The 18,025-nt window shown below is 67.2% G+C and carries 20 protein-coding genes and 2 tRNA genes; 16 read left to right on the top strand and 6 right to left on the bottom strand.

What is annotated here, in order from left to right; all coding sequences use genetic code 11:
- Positions 1 to 247: 247 nt before the first annotated feature.
- The 9 genes from dnaN to HNR14_RS08330 all read left to right on the top strand — a co-directional run bounded on the left by dnaN (position 248) and on the right by HNR14_RS08330 (position 9,351).
- Complete coding sequence (gene dnaN, locus HNR14_RS08370; RefSeq protein ID WP_021763543.1) at positions 248 to 1,393, top strand: DNA polymerase III subunit beta; 1,146 nt, start codon at positions 248 to 250, stop codon at positions 1,391 to 1,393.
- Between the two features lie 36 nt (positions 1,394 to 1,429).
- A complete protein-coding gene (gene gnd, locus HNR14_RS08365; protein WP_021763542.1) occupies positions 1,430 to 2,317 on the top strand; it encodes a phosphogluconate dehydrogenase (NAD(+)-dependent, decarboxylating) in 888 nt (295 codons plus the stop codon).
- Positions 2,318 to 2,331: 14 nt separating this feature from the next.
- Positions 2,332 to 3,498: a DNA replication/repair protein RecF gene (recF, locus tag HNR14_RS08360; protein WP_179700676.1), complete on the top strand. Its 1,167-nt coding sequence runs from the start codon at positions 2,332 to 2,334 to the stop codon at positions 3,496 to 3,498.
- Positions 3,491 to 3,982: a DciA family protein gene (locus tag HNR14_RS08355; RefSeq protein ID WP_179700675.1), complete on the top strand. Its 492-nt coding sequence runs from the start codon at positions 3,491 to 3,493 to the stop codon at positions 3,980 to 3,982. The genes recF and HNR14_RS08355 overlap by 8 nt, the downstream gene beginning before the upstream one ends.
- 123 nt (positions 3,983 to 4,105) lie before the next feature.
- The gene (gene gyrB, locus HNR14_RS08350) at positions 4,106 to 6,127 is read left to right on the top strand and encodes a DNA topoisomerase (ATP-hydrolyzing) subunit B (protein WP_021763539.1); all 2,022 of its coding nucleotides are present in this window, start codon (positions 4,106 to 4,108) and stop codon (positions 6,125 to 6,127) included.
- Between the two features lie 31 nt (positions 6,128 to 6,158).
- Positions 6,159 to 8,720: a DNA gyrase subunit A gene (gene gyrA / locus HNR14_RS08345; RefSeq protein ID WP_179700674.1), complete on the top strand. Its 2,562-nt coding sequence runs from the start codon at positions 6,159 to 6,161 to the stop codon at positions 8,718 to 8,720.
- Entirely contained in the window at positions 8,710 to 9,123 is a 414-nt protein-coding gene (locus HNR14_RS08340) for a DUF3566 domain-containing protein (RefSeq protein WP_021763537.1), read from the top strand. The genes gyrA and HNR14_RS08340 overlap by 11 nt, the downstream gene beginning before the upstream one ends.
- Before the next feature lie 67 nt (positions 9,124 to 9,190).
- Positions 9,191 to 9,267, top strand: a tRNA-Ile gene (locus tag HNR14_RS08335).
- Between the two features lie 11 nt (positions 9,268 to 9,278).
- Positions 9,279 to 9,351 (top strand) — tRNA-Ala (locus tag HNR14_RS08330).
- Here the strand turns inward: HNR14_RS08330 and HNR14_RS08325 are convergent.
- Positions 9,342 to 9,815: an Lrp/AsnC family transcriptional regulator gene (locus HNR14_RS08325; RefSeq protein WP_179700673.1), complete on the bottom strand. Its 474-nt coding sequence runs from the start codon at positions 9,813 to 9,815 to the stop codon at positions 9,342 to 9,344. The genes HNR14_RS08330 and HNR14_RS08325 overlap by 10 nt on opposite strands.
- Before the next feature lie 93 nt (positions 9,816 to 9,908).
- Here HNR14_RS08325 and HNR14_RS08320 point away from each other — a divergent pair, with 93 nt between their 5' ends.
- Positions 9,909 to 10,340, top strand: a complete 432-nt coding sequence (locus HNR14_RS08320; protein WP_179700672.1) for a rhodanese-like domain-containing protein — start codon at positions 9,909 to 9,911, stop codon at positions 10,338 to 10,340.
- A 15-nt stretch (positions 10,341 to 10,355) separates the two neighbouring features.
- On the opposite strand, the gene HNR14_RS08315 is transcribed toward HNR14_RS08320, so the two are convergent.
- Positions 10,356 to 11,219: a DNA-formamidopyrimidine glycosylase family protein gene (locus tag HNR14_RS08315; protein WP_179700671.1), complete on the bottom strand. Its 864-nt coding sequence runs from the start codon at positions 11,217 to 11,219 to the stop codon at positions 10,356 to 10,358.
- 47 nt (positions 11,220 to 11,266) lie between these two features.
- Between HNR14_RS08315 and HNR14_RS08310 the strand changes: the two genes are divergently transcribed.
- Complete coding sequence (locus tag HNR14_RS08310; RefSeq protein WP_179700670.1) at positions 11,267 to 11,683, top strand: NUDIX hydrolase; 417 nt, start codon at positions 11,267 to 11,269, stop codon at positions 11,681 to 11,683.
- A gap of 24 nt (positions 11,684 to 11,707) precedes the next feature.
- Here the strand turns inward: HNR14_RS08310 and HNR14_RS08305 are convergent, their stop codons facing one another.
- Together HNR14_RS08305 and HNR14_RS08300 are read right to left on the bottom strand one after the other, a co-directional pair.
- A complete protein-coding gene (locus HNR14_RS08305; RefSeq protein ID WP_179700669.1) occupies positions 11,708 to 11,908 on the bottom strand; it encodes a PspC domain-containing protein in 201 nt (66 codons plus the stop codon).
- Positions 11,909 to 12,009: 101 nt separating this feature from the next.
- Positions 12,010 to 12,552, bottom strand: a complete 543-nt coding sequence (locus HNR14_RS08300; protein WP_179700668.1) for a hypothetical protein — start codon at positions 12,550 to 12,552, stop codon at positions 12,010 to 12,012.
- A gap of 125 nt (positions 12,553 to 12,677) precedes the next feature.
- On the opposite strand from HNR14_RS08300, the gene HNR14_RS08295 reads away from it, so the two are divergent.
- Together HNR14_RS08295 and HNR14_RS08290 are read left to right on the top strand one after the other, a co-directional pair.
- On the top strand, positions 12,678 to 13,217 hold the full coding sequence (locus tag HNR14_RS08295; RefSeq protein ID WP_021763530.1) for a peptidylprolyl isomerase: 540 nt from the start codon (positions 12,678 to 12,680) through the stop codon (positions 13,215 to 13,217).
- 23 nt (positions 13,218 to 13,240) lie between these two features.
- Positions 13,241 to 14,077, top strand: coding sequence for a rhomboid family intramembrane serine protease (locus HNR14_RS08290; RefSeq protein WP_179700667.1), 837 nt, complete (start codon positions 13,241 to 13,243; stop codon positions 14,075 to 14,077).
- Positions 14,078 to 14,310: 233 nt separating this feature from the next.
- On the opposite strand, the gene HNR14_RS08285 is transcribed toward HNR14_RS08290, so the two are convergent.
- Positions 14,311 to 14,562, bottom strand: coding sequence for a cell division protein CrgA (locus tag HNR14_RS08285; RefSeq protein WP_021763527.1), 252 nt, complete (start codon positions 14,560 to 14,562; stop codon positions 14,311 to 14,313).
- Positions 14,563 to 14,626: 64 nt separating this feature from the next.
- On the opposite strand from HNR14_RS08285, the gene HNR14_RS08280 reads away from it, so the two are divergent.
- The 3 genes from HNR14_RS08280 to HNR14_RS08270 are packed head-to-tail and all read left to right on the top strand — an operon-like array spanning position 14,627 to position 16,252.
- The gene (locus HNR14_RS08280; RefSeq protein ID WP_218874995.1) at positions 14,627 to 15,457 is read left to right on the top strand and encodes a class E sortase; all 831 of its coding nucleotides are present in this window, start codon (positions 14,627 to 14,629) and stop codon (positions 15,455 to 15,457) included.
- A 1-nt stretch (position 15,458) separates the two neighbouring features.
- Positions 15,459 to 15,617, top strand: coding sequence for a hypothetical protein (locus HNR14_RS08275; RefSeq protein WP_179700666.1), 159 nt, complete (start codon positions 15,459 to 15,461; stop codon positions 15,615 to 15,617).
- Positions 15,614 to 16,252 carry an anthranilate synthase component II gene (locus HNR14_RS08270; RefSeq protein WP_021763524.1) on the top strand — a complete coding sequence of 213 codons (639 nt, stop codon included), beginning with the start codon at positions 15,614 to 15,616 and terminating at the stop codon, positions 16,250 to 16,252. Before HNR14_RS08275 ends, HNR14_RS08270 begins: the two co-directional genes overlap by 4 nt.
- On the opposite strand, the gene pknB is transcribed toward HNR14_RS08270, so the two are convergent.
- Entirely contained in the window at positions 16,253 to 17,947 is a 1,695-nt protein-coding gene (pknB, locus tag HNR14_RS08265; RefSeq protein WP_155829042.1) for a Stk1 family PASTA domain-containing Ser/Thr kinase, read from the bottom strand.
- Between the last annotated feature and the right edge of the window lie 78 nt (positions 17,948 to 18,025).

The raw sequence follows: 18,025 nt of genomic DNA, 5'->3' as shown, positions 1-18,025 counted from the left end.
CCCTGCTTGTGAACAAGCGGATTCCTCAGGTCATCAACAGGGGCGACCCCCGCGCTTCCCTGTCATTTCCTGGTCTCAACAGAGTTATCCACAGTTTCCACAGCGGTTAACACGATTAATGATTAACTCTTCTCAGTTAAGGCCGGTCGACAACCTCAAGCGCTGGACCGAATGACAAACTCCTCGCCTAGAGGGCAAGCGCTAGGATTCTTTCGATCCGTATCCGTCAGCTGGCAGGGGTGTCTTCGTGAAGTTCCAAGCAAACCGGGATGTCTTCAGCGAGGCCGTCTCCTTCGCCGTGAAGCTCCTTCCGCAGCGGACGACACTGCCAATCCTCAGCGGCGTTCTCATCGAGACCACCGACACGGGCCTCCAGCTCTCCTCCTTCGACTACGAGGTCTCCGCTCAGACGCAGATCCCTGCCGAGGTCGAGGAACCGGGTCGCGTCCTCGTCTCCGGACGACTCCTGGCTGAGATCGCCTCGAAGCTCCCGAACGCACCCGTGCAGTTCTCGACCGACGAGTCCAAGATCAGCGTGCGCGCCGGATCCGCGAACTTCACGCTGCTCTCCATGCCCGTCGAGGAATACCCGAGCATCCCCCAGGTCAGCGGGGAGGCGGGCCTCGTTCCGGCCGAGGAGTTCGCGGAGGCCGTCGCGCAGGTCGGTGTCGCCGCCTCCCGCGACGACGTGACGCCGGTCATCACGGGTGTGCAGCTCGAGGTCGGCGACAACACGCTCGGCCTCGTGGCCACCGACCGGTACCGCGTCGCCGTCCGCCAGATCGACTGGGATAACGGCACCACCTCGGGCGAGACGCAGACCGCGCTCGTCCCCGCCCGCACCCTCACCGAGATCGGTAAGACCTTCGGTCACAGCGGCACTGTCTCGGTCTCGATCACCAACCGCGACGACCGTGAGCTCATCGCGTTCACGGCCGACAAGAAGACCGTGACCTCGCTCCTGATCAAGGGAAACTTCCCGCCCGTGCGCCGGCTCTTCCCCGAGCAGGTCGACAACTACGCGGTGCTGAACACCGCGGAGCTCATCGAGGCGACCCGTCGCGTCGCCCTCGTGCTGGAGCGCGAGGCCGCGCTCCGCTACACCTTCACCGCCGACGGACTGACGCTGGAAGCGATCGGCTCCGAGCAGGCTCAAGCATCCGAGAGCATCGACGCTCTCCTCACAGGCCAGGAGACCGTGGTTTCATTGAAGCCGCAGTTCCTGCTCGATGGTCTCGGTGCCGTGCACTCCGAATTCGTGCGCATCTCTTTCACCAAGACCGAGAACCCCAACAAACCGGGACCTGTGCTCATCACGAGCCAGACGTCCAAGGACCAGGCGGGCTCGGACTCCTACAAGTACCTGCTGCAGCCCAACCTGCTCCTGCGCTAGGACACGGTCCCACTCCACGAGAGAAGAAGGACAATCATGCACATCGGCCTCATCGGTCTCGGACGCATGGGCAACAACATGCGTGCCCGCCTCGAGAAGAACGACATCGAGGTCACCGGCTACGACACCAACCCCGAGGTGTCGGATGTCGCCACCCTGGCCGACCTGGTCGCCGCGCTCCCCGCGCCGCGCACGGTCTGGGTCATGGTGCCGGCCGGCGAGATCACCGATAACGTCATCCGCGACCTGGAGCCGCTGCTGGAGAAGGGCGACCTCGTCATCGACGGCGGCAACTCCCGCTTCACCGAGGACTTCACGCACGCCGAACTTCTCGCCCCCAAGGGAATCGACTTCATGGACGCCGGCGTCTCCGGCGGCATCTGGGGCCTCGAGAACGGCTACGGCCTGATGGTCGGCGGCAGCAAGGAGCAGGTCGAGCGGGTCATGCCGGTGTTCGACGCGCTCCGTCCGGAGGGTCCGCGCGAAGAGGGCTTCGTCCACGTCGGCGACGTCGGTGCCGGCCACTACGCGAAGATGGTGCACAACGGCATCGAGTACGCGCTGATGCAGGCGTACGCCGAGGGCTACGAGCTGCTGGACACGCGTAAGGACATCATCCACGACGTCACAGGCACCTTCAAGGCGTGGCAGCGCGGAACCGTCGTGCGCTCCTGGCTGCTCGACCTCCTGGTGCGCGCGCTCGAGCAGGACCCGGAGTTCGAGCACATCGAGGGCTTCGTGCAGGACTCGGGCGAGGGCCGTTGGACCGTGGAGGAGGCGCTCAACAACGCCGTCCCCGTGCCGACGATCAGCGCCTCGATCTTCGCCCGCTTCGTCTCCCGTCAGACGGACTCGCCCGCCATGAAGGCCGTCGCCGCGCTGCGCAACCAGTTCGGCGGCCACGCGGTGAAGGCCGTCGACTGACGAGCTAACCCTCTGTGCGAGTTACACATCTCTCCCTGACCGACTTCCGCAACTACCGCACCGCGGAGGTGCCGTTCGCGGCCGGCGCGAATCTCTTCGTCGGCCGCAACGGCCAGGGAAAGACGAATCTGGTCGAGTCGCTCGGCTACCTGAGCACCCTCGGGTCGCATCGGGTGTCGAGCGACCAGGCCATGATCCGCAAGGGGGCGGACGCCGCGATCGTCCGCTCCCGGATCCAGCACGAGGGACGCGAACTCCTCGTGGAGGTGCAGCTCAACCGGAGTTCCCCCAACCGCGCGCAGGTCAACCGCGGCGCGATCAAGCCGCGTGAGCTGCCGCGCTACTTCTCGAGCGTGCTCTTCGCTCCCGAGGACCTCGCGCTCGTCCGGGGCGAGCCGGGGATCCGGCGCCGGTTCCTCGACCAGCTGCTGATTCAGCGCAACCCGCGGTACGCCGCGGTGATCGCCGACTACGAGCGCGTGCTCAAGCAGCGCAACACCCTGCTGAAGTCGGCCAGGGCCTCCCGGATCAAGGCCGACCAGCTCGGAACGCTCGACATCTGGGACGACCGGCTGGTCGCGCTCGGCTCGGAGCTGATCGACGCGCGGCTCGATCTGGTGGCGCGGCTGAGCGACCCGCTCGTCGCCGCCTATCGCTCCGTCGCCGGCGACGACCACCACCCGCGCCTGCTGCCGCAGCTGACGATCCGCGGGGCGCACGTCGAGGACGACGACGACGACGAGGCGGAGCCCGTAACCGACTCGTCCGGTGTCGATACTCCGACCGTCTTCCGCCAGGGTCTCGCGGCCGTGCGCCCGAAGGAGCTCGAGCGCGGCCTGACCCTGGTCGGGCCGCACCGTGACGACCTGCTCTTCGAGCTCAACGGGCTGCCGGCCAAGGGGTATGCAAGCCATGGGGAATCGTGGTCGTTCGCCCTCGCCCTCAAACTGGCGTCGGCCGAGCTCCTGCGCCATGAGTCCAGCACCGGCGACCCCGTGCTCATCCTCGACGACGTCTTCGCCGAGCTGGATCAGGCGCGGAGGCGGATGCTTGCAACCGCCGTAGCCGGTTACGAGCAGGTGCTCATCACCGCCGCGGTCTACGACGATGTGCCTGCGGAACTGGCCGCCCACACCGTGCGGATCGAGGCGGGGGCGGTGGTGGAGGCCACGGATGCCTGAGCGCGCTGCCCTCAGCGAGGCGAGCATCGTCTACCTCCGGATGAAGGAGCTCTTCACCGGGTCCCCGTCGCGACGCCGCACCAGAGTCCGTCCCGACGAGGTCGGCGGGAGCAAGCCGTTCACCGCCGGGCGCGATCCGCGCGGGCTCGGCGAGGTGGTCGACGCCCTCGCGTCGCAGCTGGGCTGGACCTCCGCGCTCGCGCAGTCCGACCTCCTCGAGGGATGGCGCGAACTGGCCGGCGAGGAGACGGCGAAGCACGCCATCCCGGATGCCATCACCGACGGGGTCCTGGTCGTGCGCTGCGAGTCGACGGCATGGGCGACGCAGCTGCGCATGATGCGCTCCGAACTGCTCGTGCGCATCGGCGAGAGGTTTCCGGAGGCGGACATCCAGTCGATCCGCTTCCAAGGGCCGGACGCCCCCACCTGGAAACGCGGTCCCAGGTCGATTCCAGGGCGCGGCCCACGCGATACTTACGGCTGAGTGCACAAAAGAGGTAGACCGAGCGAAGAAAACGCGTCAGAAGGGCATTTTCCGCCATTTCTCCAGTCCGCTCTTGGTAGAATGGAGAGTCACTGTTGAGTGCGGTCAGGAGCCTAATTTCATATGACGACGGAACCGAACAGCGCCGAGACGGATCACGAGTACGGCGCGAATGAGATCCAGGTCCTCGAGGGTCTCGAAGCGGTCCGCAAGCGACCCGGAATGTACATCGGCTCCACCGGTCCACGAGGTCTCCACCACCTCGTCTACGAGATCGTCGACAACTCCGTCGACGAGGCGCTCGCGGGCCACGCCGACAACATCGAGGTGACCATCCTCCCCGACGGCGCCGTGCGCGTCATCGACAACGGCCGTGGCATCCCGGTCGACGAGCACCCCGTGCAGAAGAAGTCGACCGTGGAGGTCGTGCTCACGATCCTGCACGCCGGCGGCAAGTTCGGCGGCGGCGGGTACGCGGTCTCCGGCGGTCTGCACGGCGTCGGCAGCTCGGTCGTCAACGCGCTCTCGTCGCGACTCGACATCGAGGTCTACCGGCAGGGCTCGGTCTGGCGGCAGAGCTACCGCGACGGTGTGCCGCAGGCGCCGCTCGAGCAGGGCGAGGCATCGGACCGCACGGGCACGACGATCACCTTCTGGCCCAGTGCCGAGACGTTCGAGACCACGGTCTTCGACTACGACACGCTGCGCACCCGATTCCAGCAGATGGCGTTCCTGAACAAGGGACTCCGCATCGCGATCACCGACGAGCGCACCGACCTCGGCGAGGTCGAGCCCGTCGAAGGCGAGGTCGTCGACGGCGAGGTCGCCGAGGAGTTCACCCCGCGCAGCGAGGTGTTCCTCTACGAGCAGGGCCTCACGGACTACGTGCACTACCTCAACTCCGCCAAGAAGGCGGAGGTCGTGCACGACGAGATCATCTCGTTCGAGTCCGAGGACACCGAGCGCAAGATCGCGCTCGAGGTGGCCATGCAGTGGACCACGAGCTACAACGAGAGCGTCTTCACCTACGCGAACACGATCAACACGCACGAGGGAGGCACGCACGAGGAAGGCTTCCGCGCTGCGCTGACGACCCTCGTCAACAAGTACGCCCGCGAGAAGAACATCCTCAAGGAGAAGGACGACAACCTCTCCGGCGACGACGTGCGCGAGGGTCTGACGGCGGTCGTGTCCGTGAAGCTCTCCGAGCCGCAGTTCGAGGGTCAGACCAAGACCAAGCTCGGCAACACGGAAGCGAAGGCGTTCGTGCAGAAGGTCGTCGGCGACCAGCTGGGCGACTGGTTCGACCGCAACCCGAACCAGGCCAAGGACATCATCCGCAAGGCTCTCCAGGCCGCGACCGCTCGTCTCGCCGCCCGCAAGGCGCGCGAGACCGCACGGCGCAAGGGCCTCCTCGAGAGCGGCGGCATGCCCGGCAAGCTCAAGGACTGCCAGTCGAAGGACCCGACGGTGTCCGAGATCTTCATCGTCGAGGGCGACTCGGCCGGCGGCTCCGCCGTGCAGGGCCGCAACCCCGAGACGCAGGCGATCCTCCCGCTGCGCGGCAAGATCCTGAACGTCGAGAAGGCCCGCCTCGACCGCGCCCTCGCGAACAACGAGGTGCAGGCGATGATCACGGCGTTCGGCGCCGGCATCGGCGAGGACTTCAATCCCGAGAAGGCGCGGTACCACAAGATCGTGCTGATGGCCGACGCCGATGTCGACGGCCAGCACATCACCACGCTCCTGCTCACCCTGCTGTTCCGCTACATGCGCCCGCTGGTCGACCTCGGCTACGTGTACCTCGCGCAGCCGCCGCTCTACCGCCTCAAGTGGTCGAACGCCGAGCACGAGTACGTCTACTCGGACCGGGAGCGCGACGCGTACCTGGCCGAGGGCCTGGCCGCCGGCAAGCGCATCCCCAAGGACAACGGCGTGCAGCGCTACAAGGGTCTGGGCGAGATGGACTACAAGGAGCTGTGGGAGACCACCATGAACCCGGAGTCGCGCACGCTGCTTCAGGTGACGCTCGACGATGCGGCCGCGGCCGACGAGATCTTCGCCACGCTGATGGGCGAGGACGTCGAATCGCGCCGCTCGTTCATCCAGAAGAACGCGAAGGACGTGCGCTTCCTTGACATCTGATGAGACCGGAACCCCGGGAGAAGAGAACATCGTGACCGACGAAGAGACCGCCGCCGGCGCAGGCTTCGGCATCCACGGCCGCATCGACCAGGTCGATCTGCAGTCCGAGATGCAGCGCTCCTACCTCGACTACGCGATGAGCGTCATCGTGGGCCGTGCGCTCCCCGAGGTGCGCGACGGCCTGAAGCCGGTGCACCGCCGCGTGATCTACGCCATGTTCGACGGCGGCTACCGCCCCGACAAGGCGTTCTCGAAGTGCGCCCGTGTCGTCGGCGACGTGATGGGCCAGTTCCACCCGCACGGCGACTCGGCGATCTACGACGCGCTCGTGCGACTCGTGCAGCCGTGGAGCCTCCGCTACCCGCTCGCGCTCGGCCAGGGCAACTTCGGCTCGCCGGGCAACGACGGTGCCGCGGCCCCTCGGTACACCGAGACGAAGATGGCCCCGCTCGCCCTCGAGATGGTCCGCGACATCGACGAGGAGACCGTCGACTTCCAGGACAACTACGACGGTCGCACCCAGGAGCCGGCCGTGCTGCCGGCGCGGTTCCCGAACCTGCTGGTCAACGGCTCGGTCGGCATCGCGGTCGGCATGGCCACCAACATCCCCCCGCACAATCTCCGCGAGGTCGCGGACGGTGCGCTCTGGCACCTCGCCAACCCTGACGCATCTCGCGAGGAGCTCCTCGAGGAGCTCATCAAGCGGATCAAGGGCCCGGACTTCCCGACCGGTGCCCAGATCCTCGGCATCAAGGGCATCCAGGACACCTACCGCACCGGCCGCGGCTCCATCACGATGCGTGCCGTCGTCAGCATCGAGGAGATCCAGGGCCGCGTGTGTCTGGTCGTCACCGAACTGCCGTACCAGGTGAACCCGGACAACCTCGCGATCAAGATCGCCGAGCTCGTGAAGGACGGCCGTGTCGGCGGCATCGCCGACATCCGCGACGAGACCTCGGGCCGCACCGGTCAGCGCCTCGTCATCGTGCTCAAGCGCGACGCGGTCGCCAAGGTCGTGCTCAACAACCTGTACAAGCACACGCAGCTGCAGGAGAACTTCGGCGCGAACATGCTGGCGATCGTGGACAACGTCCCGCGCACGCTCGCGCTCGACGGCTTCATCACCGCGTGGGTCGATCACCAGATCGAGGTCATCGTCCGTCGCACCCGGTACCGGCTGCGCAAGAAGGAGGAGCGGGCGCACATCCTGCGCGGCTACCTCAAGGCGCTCGACGCGCTCGACGAGGTCATCGCCCTCATCCGCCGGTCGCCCACGGTCGACGACGCGCGCGAAGGCCTGAAGACGCTGCTCGACGTCGACGACATCCAGGCCGACGCGATCCTGACGATGCAGCTGCGCCGTCTCGCCGCCCTCGAGCGTCAGAAGATCATCGAGGAGCACGACCAGATCGAGCTCGAGATCGCCGAGCTCAAGGCGATCCTCGAGGACCCGGCGCGTCAGCGCTCGATCGTGAGCGAGGAGCTCACCGAGATCGTCGACCGCTTCGGCGACGACCGTCGTACCGAGATCATGTTCGGCTTCGACGGCGACATGAGCGTCGAGGACCTCATCCCCGAAGAGGAGATGGTGGTCACCGTCACCCGCGGCGGCTACATCAAGCGCACCCGCAGCGACAACTACCGTTCGCAGCACCGCGGCGGCAAGGGCGTCAAGGGTGCTCAGTTGCGCGGCGAGGACGTCGTCGACCACTTCTTCGTGACGACGACCCACCACTGGCTCCTCTTCTTCACGAACAAGGGACGCGTCTACCGCGCCAAGGCATACGAGGTGCAGGAGGCCGGCCGCGATGCGAAGGGTCAGCACGTCGCCAACCTGCTCGCGATGCAGCCGGACGAGGAGATCGCCGAGATCCTGGACATCCGGGACTACGAGGCCGCGAAGTACCTGGTGCTCGCGACCCGTGACGGCCTGATCAAGAAGACCGCGCTGAGCGAGTACGACACGAACCGCTCCGGCGGCATCATCGCGATCAAGCTCCGCGACGAGGACGAGCTCGTCTCGGCCCTGCTGGTGGAGGAGGACTCCGACCTGCTGCTCGTCTCGCGCAAGGGCATGTCCATCCGCTTCACCGCCAGCGACGAGGCGCTGCGTCCCATGGGCCGCTCGACCTCCGGTGTGATCGGGATGCACTTCCGCGGCGAGGACAGCCTGCTCGACGCGTCGGTCGTCTCCGACGAGGGCTACGTCTTCGTGGTGACCGAGGGAGGCTACGCGAAGCGCACCTCCGCCGACCAGTACCGCCTCCAGGGGCGCGGCGGTCTGGGCATCAAGGTGGCCAAGTTGAGCGACGATCGAGGCGACCTCGTGGGCGCTCTGATCGTGGATGAGGACGACGAGGTCTTGGTGGTTCTTGCCAGCGGCAAGGTGGTACGCTCTGCCGTGGCCGAGGTACCTGCCAAGGGCCGCGACACCATGGGTGTCGTCTTTGCACGTTTCGCCGAGACCGACAAGATCATCGCTCTGGCAAAGAACACCGAACGAAACCTCGATTCGCAGGATCCAGCGGATGACCAGCCTGATGGGTCAGAATCGGAGGCCGTCGGGAAGGAAGAGACCGTAGATGAGCAGTAGCGTCGCCGAGAAACTGGCCAAGAAGTCGTCGCGCCGGCCCGCATCCTCCAAGCAGGTGCGGCTCAAGCTGGTGTATATCGACTTCTGGTCGACCGTGAAGCTCTCGTTCCTCGCCGGCATCTGCCTTGCGATCATCGCGGTCGTCGGGACCTTCCTCATCTGGACGGTGCTCGACCGCACGGGCATCTTCGACCAGGTCAACAGCCTGGTCAAGGACATCTCCGGCGCCGGAGGCGGCGACCTGCGGGCCGTGCTCGGCCTCGGTCAGGTGATGGGCTTCTCGCTCGTGGTTGCCGTCCTCGACATCGTCGTGGTCACCGCTCTCGGCGCGGTCTTCGCGCTCCTCTACAACCTTTCCGTGAAGATCACCGGCGGCCTGCTCGTCGGCTTCACCAACAACTGACGGATCGAGCCCCGCTCGATTTCGTTTGCGGTGACAGATCAGGTACCCTCTAATCTGTTGCCCATTCGGGGATATAGCTCAGGCGGTTAGAGCGCTTCGCTGATAACGAAGAGGTCCGAGGTTCAAGTCCTCGTATCCCCACCATTCACCCTCCCGGGGCCTTAGCTCAGTTGGTAGAGCGCCTGCTTTGCAAGCAGGATGTCAGGAGTTCGAATCTCCTAGGCTCCACCCTCATCCGGCGGGATGATCGTCCGCGTCGGGAACGGACTCGAGTACGAGACGCTCGTCGTCACGCTGCCGAGCGTTCCGATCTTCCCGCTCACCTGCTCCAGGTGCCGCATCGACGTCGCCACGACCTTCAGGATGAAGCAGTCGTCCCCCGTGACATGATGTGCCTCCACCACCTCCGGCGTCTCGGCCAGGAGGTCGTGGAGCGGACCGTAGACGCTGCTCGGGTAGCGCAGCCGCAGGAACGCGAGGATGCCGTAGCCCAGGCGTTCGGGATCCACGAGTGCGCGGTATCCGCCGATGACGCCGACGTCCTCGAGGCGGCGTATCCGCTCCGCGACGGCGCTGCCGGACATGTGGACCGTGCGCGCGAGCTCGGCGATCGACTGGCGGCCGTCGCGCTGCAGCTCGGCGAGGAGCGCGCGGTCGACCGCGTCGGCAACGAATGGAGGATTCACGGCCATGCGCCGATTCTTCCACGAGAAGCGCGGTGGACGCTCGCGCATGCCGTGGATAATCTCTTCAGATCGCGGATCCGCTTCCCTAACGTGGTGTGCATGACCGAAACCTCAGAAGCATCCCGTCACTTCGCCGCCAAACTTCGCTTCGAGACCGACCCGTCCGATGTGCGTTCGGCGCAGGAGGCGGGCGACGCCTTCGTGCTGATCGACAGCCGCGGGGAGGAGGCCTGGCGGCAGGGACGCGCGGTCGGGGCCATTCACCTCCCGACGGCGCAGATCGCGGACCGCGCGATGTCGCTCGTACCGGCGGGGACGCCCGTGGTCGTCTACTGCTGGGGTCCGGGATGCAACGGGTCCACGAAGGCGGCCCTCGCCTTCAGCCTGCTCGGGTACGACGTGCGCGAGATGATCGGCGGCTTCGAGTACTGGGCACGCGAGGGGCTCCCGGTCGAGGACGACCACGGAGTCGTGACGCGCGACGCCGATCCTCTGACCGCTCCGGTCGACGGGGTCAGCTGCGCGTGCTGAGGCGCGCGTCGCGCGCTACTTGAGCAGCCGGGACAGCACTCGATCGGCCAGCGGCTTGCCACCGGTCTGACACGTGGGGCAGTACTGCAGGGTGGAGTCGGCGAAGATCACCTGACGGATGGTGTCACCGCACACCGGGCAGGCCTGCCCCGTGCGGCCGTGCACGCGGAGGCCGGACTTCTTCTCGCTCTTGAGCTCGGAGGCGGCGAGACCGTCCGCTCGCGCGAGCGCGTCGCGCAGCGTGGACTGGACGGCGTCGTAGAGACGGTCGAGCTCGTCGTCCGACATGGCCGCAGGCTTGAACGGCGACATCTTGGCGACGTGCAGGATCTCGTCCGAATAGGCGTTGCCGATGCCGGCGATCAGGGACTGGTTGCGCAGCACCCCCTTGATCTGCGCACGGCCCTGTTGCGCGAGGATCCCGGCGAAGACGTCCCGGGTGAAGGCGGGGTCGAATGGATCCGGTCCGAGCCGCGCGACACCGGGGACGTCCGCAGGGTCGTGCACCACGGAGATCGACAGACTCTTCTTGGTACCGGCCTCGGTGATGTCGAGACCGGTCCCGTCGTCGAGGACGAGCCGGGCGGCCAACGGTCCCTTGCCGGGCCGTCCGGTGGGCGGAGGCGGAGGCGCATCCCGCCAGCGGATCCAGCCCGCTCGCGCCAGGTGGAGGACGACGTGGAGGTCGCCGGCAGCGACGTCGAGGAACTTGCCGTGGCGCGAGACGCCGGCGATCGTCAGCCCGTGGAGCGCATCCACCGGGGGATCGAACGTCTTGAGGGCCGCGAACGCGACGACGCTCAGCCGGTCGATGACACGACCGGCCAGTCGCGCGTCGAGGTCGGCGGCGAGTGCTGTGACTTCCGGAAGTTCGGGCACCACCCCAGTCTGCCCTTCTCCTCCGACAACGGCAGTAGGGTGTCGGCATGGATATCAGGGTTGCGGCATACGGAGTCATCGTCGACAACGACCGCATCCTCCTCGCGCACTGGAACGAGGGAGGCCGATCCGGCTGGACGCTCCCGGGCGGAGGGATCGACCCGGGGGAGGACCCGATCGACGCCGTCGTGCGGGAGATCGCCGAAGAGACCGGCTACGCGGCGCAGGCAGAAGAGCTGCTGGGCATCGACTCGAAGATCGTCCCTGCCGAGCAGAGGTTCACACCGGACGCGGGACCGCTCCACGCGCTCCGCATCATCTACCGGGCGACCGTCACCGGCGGCAAGCTCACGAACGAGCTCGACGGCTCGACGGACGAAGCGGCCTGGTTCGCGCTGACGGGCATCCCGAACCGACGGGTCGACCTCGTCGACGTGGCGCTCGGGATGGCCGGGCTCCGCTGACGCACCGCCGGCGTCGCGCCCGCGTCAGAGCGTGACAACTTCGCGTCGTTCGCTCGGGATGATGATCCACATCGCGATGTAGGCGATGAACTGCGGCCCGGGCAACAGGCACGACACGAGGAAGAGCACGCGGACCGTGGTGGGCGTGAGCCCGAACCGCTGCGCCAGCCCGGCGCAGACCCCGCCGAGGACTCGACCCTGGAGTGGACGCTGGAGAATGTTCATGACTCCAGCCTCGCGTCCCGATGCCCGGCCCACCATCGGGGAAACCCCCCAATCCACCCCGGGGCGAACCCCGGGGTGGACTCTTCTCGTGGTCGGGGGGACTACTCCGCAGCGGGAGCAGTCGGCTCTTCGTCGGCGACCCACAGCTCGTCGTCGGCGCGGAACGTCTGCCAGACCGCATACAGCAGCCCGGCGGCCGCGACGACCCCGAGGCCGATCGCGATCACGGTGCCGGCACCCGGGCCGGACTTCTGCGGAGCGACCTGCACCTTGCGGGTGAGCTCCTTGCGCGCCTTGGTGAAGTCGCCGTTGAACGCCGCAGCGCGTGCAGCGCGGGCGTGGTCGACCACCGAGAGCGCGGTGCCGACGGCGGAGCCCACGGCGGGGATCACGTCGCCGACGAAGCGGTCGCGCGCGGCACCGGCCACGTGGCCGGCCGTCTGGGCGGCGGGACGCACGTAGGAGTCGTAGCCGTCACGGACGCGCGGTGCGATCTCCTCGCGGGTGTAGTAGGCGGCCTGCTTGCGGGCTTCCGCCGCAACGGCGTTCGCGTTCGCGAGCACCTCCTGCTGCTTGCCCCACAGCTCCTCCGCGCTGCTGCGCAGTCGCTTGAGCTCCTTCTTGCGCTTCCGTGTCAGGCTCATTCTGGACCTCCATTGCGTCGGAATAGCGAACCGTCTCCATCTTGCCACCGAAAGGGCTGGGGATGGACCGAGAGGTGAAGTCCTCTGCCGATAACCAGCTAACCCCCTGTGCAAGAATTGGACTCATGTCTAAGCACACCGCCGTCGCCACTCTCCACACCAACTACGGAGACATCAAGGTCAACCTCTTCGGCAACCACGCGCCGAAGACGGTGCGCAACTTCGTCGGCCTGGCGACCGGTGAGACCGAGTGGACCCACCCGGCCACCGGCGAGAAGACCACCACGCCGCTCTACGACGGCGTCATCTTCCACCGCATCATCCCAGGCTTCATGATCCAGGGCGGCGACCCGCTCGGTCAGGGAATCGGCGGCCCCGGCTACCAGTTCGACGACGAGATCAGCCCCGAGCTCGACTTCACCCAGCCGTACATGCTCGCAATGGCCAACGCCGGCATCCAGGGCGGCCACGGCACCAACGGCTCGCAGTTCTTCATCACCGTCGGCCCGACCACGTGGCTGCAGGGCAAGCACTCCATCTTCGGCGAGGTCGCCGACGACGCTTCGCGCAAGATCGTCGACAAGCTGGCCGAGGTCCCGACCGACGCACGCGACCGGCCGCTCGACGACGTCGTCATCGAGTCGGTCGAGATCGAGCAGGTCTGAGACCGGACGGGCGAGTCGGAAGGATGTCTCAGCCCGTCGACGCGCGAGCAAGCTATTGCTACCGCCACCCGGACCGGGTCAGCTACGTGCTGTGCCAGCGGTGCGGGCGCACGATCTGCGGTGAGTGCCAGACGCCCGCTGCGGTCGGATTCGTCTGCCCGGAGTGCATGGCCCAGCAGCGCGCGACCGCACCCAAGACCAAGCCGGCCTGGATCCCGCGCCTGACAGGTGCGGGCGCGCCCGTCGTCACGTACGCGATCATCGCGGTGTGCGTCGTCGTGTTCATCCTGCAGTCGCTGCCGTTCATCGGCGGACAGGTCACACAGGCGATCCAGTACGCCGGCGTGTACTCCGATCCGCGCGCCTTCGAGCCGTGGCGGATGCTGACGTCGGTGTTCGCGCACGCGAGCATCATCCACATCCTGCTCAACATGTACACGCTGTGGATCTTCGGCAGCATCCTCGAGCCGATGCTCGGGCGTCTGCGGTTCCTCGGCCTGTTCCTCATCAGCGGGTTCGCCGGATCGGTGGGCGTTCTGCTCCTGGGCAACCCGCTCCAGCCGGTGGTCGGCGCCTCCGGTGCCATCTTCGGCATGTTCGGCGCATTCTTCATCATCCAACGACGCCTGGGCGGCAACGCGACGCAGATCCTGGTGCTGGTCGCCCTGAACATCGGTATCGGATTCCTCCCGGGCCTCAACATCGCCTGGCAGGCGCACGTCGGCGGCCTGATCGGCGGCGTGCTGGTGGGGCTGATCTACGTGGAGACCCGCACGGCGTCGCGGCGCGCCCTCCAGCTCCCGCTCATCATCGTGCTGAGCGTCCTGCTGATCGCGCTGAGCCTCATCCGCTTCCTCTGAGCGGCTCTCCCAGGCGCCCGCACGACGTGGATAAGTTATCCACAGGGTTGTTAACAGTGGGGATAATTACACACGTGTAACTCTCCACAGGCTTATTAACACTGGGGAGAACCGCCCTCGGGGAGTTCTCCTCAGTGTGGATAAGCACCTGTGGACAACTGTGGAAACGGAAGAAGCCCGGTCCTCGACGGACCGGGCTTCTCGACGCGCAGCGTCAGTGACGGGGAGGGGCGTCAACGCCACCTGGTGGTCATGAGGAAGCCGATGAAGGCGATGCCGAAGCCGACGAGGATGTTCCAGGCGCCGAGGGCCGGGATCGGGTACTGGTTCTGGCTCACGTAGAACACGATGATCCAGACGAGCCCGAGCAGCATGAAGCCGAACATGACCGGCTTGAACCAGACGGGGTTGGGCGCTTCCTCTCCGGAGGCGGCTGCGGTCCGCTGGGTGCGCTCGGGCTTGATCTTCGACTTGCTGCGTGCCATAGCACCACAGTGTAGCGGGACCGGTCTGAGGGTTCCGCCAGCTTTTCCTCTTAGAATCTGTCATATGGCCGACCCGACCGAACCCGAGCTGCGACGCCCGCGCGGCGCCGACCGGCGCGAAGGCGGTGGCCGGAAGACGAAGAAGCCTCGCAAGCCCCCTCGAAGGCCGACCGTGGTCGGAGTGCTCGGGGAGCTGCTCATCACCGCGGGCGTGCTCGTCCTGCTCTTCCTGGGCTGGCAGATGTGGTGGAACAACCTCGTCGTCGACAACCAGCAGAGCTCGGCGGCCGCGACCCAGAGCCAGAAGTGGATCGACGACGCGATCAAGGCACCTCGCCCGACGCCGACGCCGGACGAGAACGGTGTCACCGACATCCCCGTGATGGCGCAGCCGGCCGACTACCAGGCGTTCGCGGTCATCTACATCCCCCGCCTCGGCGCGGACTGGAAGCGGACGATCCGCCAGACCGTCGACGTGGAGAAGGTGCTCAACAGCTACACGGCCGGTGTCGGCCACTACGCGGACACGCAGATGCCCGGCCAGATCGGCAACTTCGCGGTGGCGGGGCACGACAGCGGCTGGGGCAACACGTTCATCGACCTCTCCAAGCTGCACATCGGCGACCACATCTACGTGCAGACGCAAGACGGCTGGTACACCTACACGTTCCGCAACTTCGAGTACGTGCAGCCGTCCGCCGTGCAGGTCCTCTTGCCGGTCCCGCGACAGCCCGAGGCGACGCCGACCGAGCGACTGATGACGATCACCACCTGCAATCCGCCCTTCGCTGCCGGTGAGCGACTCATCGCCTACAACGTCTTCGACAACTACGCCCCGCCGCAGGACGTGCCCAGCGAGCTCGCCGGCGTCCTGAACACGAGCCAGGGAGGCTGACATGTACGCAGCGCTGTGGCGCATCCTGCCCGGACCGGTCTGGGTGCGCATCATCATCGTGCTGGTCCTCGTGGCCGTCGTGCTGTTCGCACTCGTGACCTGGGTCTTCCCCTGGGTGGATTCGCTCTTGGGTCCGCAGGAAGGTACCGTGGGCCCGTGACCCGCGTACTCGTCATCGACAACTACGACAGCTTCGTCTACACGCTGAACGGCTACCTCCGGGAGCTCGGCGCGCAGACGGAGGTCGTGCGCAACGACGACATCGCGGTAGAGGACATCCCCGCCCGTCTCGCCGAGTTCGACGCGGTGCTGATCTCTCCCGGGCCGGGCAAGCCGGCCGACGCCGGTGTCTCGATCCCGGTGGTCGAGCAGGCGCTCGCGACCGGCCAGCCGCTGCTCGGCGTGTGCCTCGGGCACCAGGCGATCGCGGAGGCGTTCGGCGGCGTGGTCACCAACGCCGAAGAGCTGATGCACGGCAAGACCTCGCAGGTCGGCCACGACGACAGCACGCTCTTCGACGGCGTGCCCCAGCCCTTCACCGCGACGCGCTACCACTCGCTGGCGGTCGTCGACGGCACCCTCCCGGACGACCTTGTCGTCACGGCTCGCACACCCGGGGGCGTGATCATGGCTCTGCAGCACAGCGACGCACCGATCTACGGCGTGCAGTTCCACCCGGAGTCCGTGCTCACCGAGGGCGGCTACCGGATGCTGGGCAACTGGCTCGAGGTCGCCGGCCTCGCCGGCGCTGCCGAGGCGTCGCGCGCGCTGAACCCGCTCGTCAAGCTGGGCTGATCAGCCCGAGCAGTAGGTCAGGTCGACCGTCGATCCCTGCGGCACGTCGCCGGGCGCCACGGACTGCGTGTGCACCAGCGGGGCTCCGCTGTCCTGCGGGCAGGAGGGATCGGGTTTCGGGTTCGCGGTGAGACCCTGCTGCGACAGGATGCCGGTGGCCGCCTGGATCGTCTGCCCCGTCAGATCGGCGAGGGTGACCTTGCCGCTCGACACGGTGAGCGAGATCGGGTCGCCCTCGTGCGCCTTGCCGGTCGCATCGGGATCGGTCGAGATCACGATGTTGGCGGCGACGGAGGAGGAGTTCTCGGTCGTGACCGGGCCGACGGTGAGCCCGGCGGCCGTGATCGCCGCCTTGGCCGCGTCCAGATTCATGTTGTGGACGTCCGGGACGGCGACGGTCTTCTTGCCGGTCGAGACGTAGAGGTTGATCGTGTCACCCGTCGCGACGACGATGCCAGCGCCGGGGTCGCTGCGGATGATCTGGCCCTCGGGATAGGTCGCGCTCGTTTCGGTGGTCTGCGTCCACTTGAGCTTCATCTTCTCGAGGGTCGCCGTCGCCTCGTCGACCGTCTGGCCGGCCATGGTGGGCACGGTGCGCGACGTCTCGGGCATCGTGGTCGTGGGGGCGAGCCGCAGCACCCACGCGAGCACGGCGACGATCACCACCGCCATGACGGCGATGCCGGCCCAGATCCAGATGACCGGGGGACGGCGCTGCGTGCGCGTCATCGTCTGGTCCTCGGCGAGCTGGCGGAACGCCGCCTCCGGGCCGGAGACCGAGCTCGGCGGGGCGCCGAACAGGGTCTCGGAGAGCTCGTCGCTCTCCTTGTGGACCGGGACGCGGCCCGCGGCGGCCTCTTCGAGGTCGGCGCGGAATTCGGCGACGGTCTGGTAGCGCTCGAACCGGTCCTTGGTCAGTGCGCGTGCGACGACGACATCCATCGCCGGAGACACCTTGGGGTTGAGCGTGCTCGGCGCGACGGCCGCCTCGCTCACGTGCTGATAGGCCACCGCGACCGGGGTGTCCCCGCGGAAGGGCGGGCGGCCAGCCAGCATTTCGAACAGCACGACGCCGGTCGAGTACAGGTCGGTGCGCGCGTCGACCGACTCGCCCTTCGCCTGCTCGGGCGAGAAGTAGCTGGCCGTGCCGAGCACGGCGGTGGTCTGCGCGACGGTCGCCGAGGAGTCGCTGATCGCACGGGCGATGCCGAAGTCCATCACCTTGACCTGGCCGGTCTTGGTGATCATCACGTTGCCCGGCTTGATATCGCGGTGCACCACGCCCGCGCGGTGCGAGTACTCGAGGGCGGTCAGGATGCCCTCGGTGATCCGCACGGCCTCCGAGACCTCGAGCGGTCCCTTCTTGATGAGGTCCTTCAGCAGGATGCCGTCGACGAACTCCATCACGATGAAGGGCAGCTGCGCCTCGTGGCCGTTCGGCTCGCGCACCGTCTCTTCGCCCGCGTCGAACACACGGACGATGGTCGGGTGCGCCATGCGCGCGGCCGCCTGGGCCTCCTGGCGGAACCGTGTTCGGAACGCCGGGTCGGTGGCCAGAGAAGGCTTCAGCAGCTTGATCGCGACCGTGCGGCCGAGCCGTGTGTCGGTTCCGCGGTGCACGTCCGACATGCCGCCGCGCCCCACCAGCTCGCCCAGCTGATATCGGCCTGCGAGCAGGCGGCTATCTGGGCTCAAAGCGGACTCCTTCTCGGGCGGTGGCTGTCGGATAGTGTATCGGGCTGTTTCTGAAGATCTCCCTCGTGCGGGGGCCAG

The sequence above is a fragment of the Leifsonia naganoensis genome (assembly GCF_013410615.1).
GTDB classification, from domain to species: Bacteria; Actinomycetota; Actinomycetes; order Actinomycetales; family Microbacteriaceae; genus Leifsonia; species Leifsonia aquatica.
The sequence above is the reverse complement of the archived record's forward strand: the minus strand, read 5'-3'. Positions and strand labels throughout refer to the sequence as shown.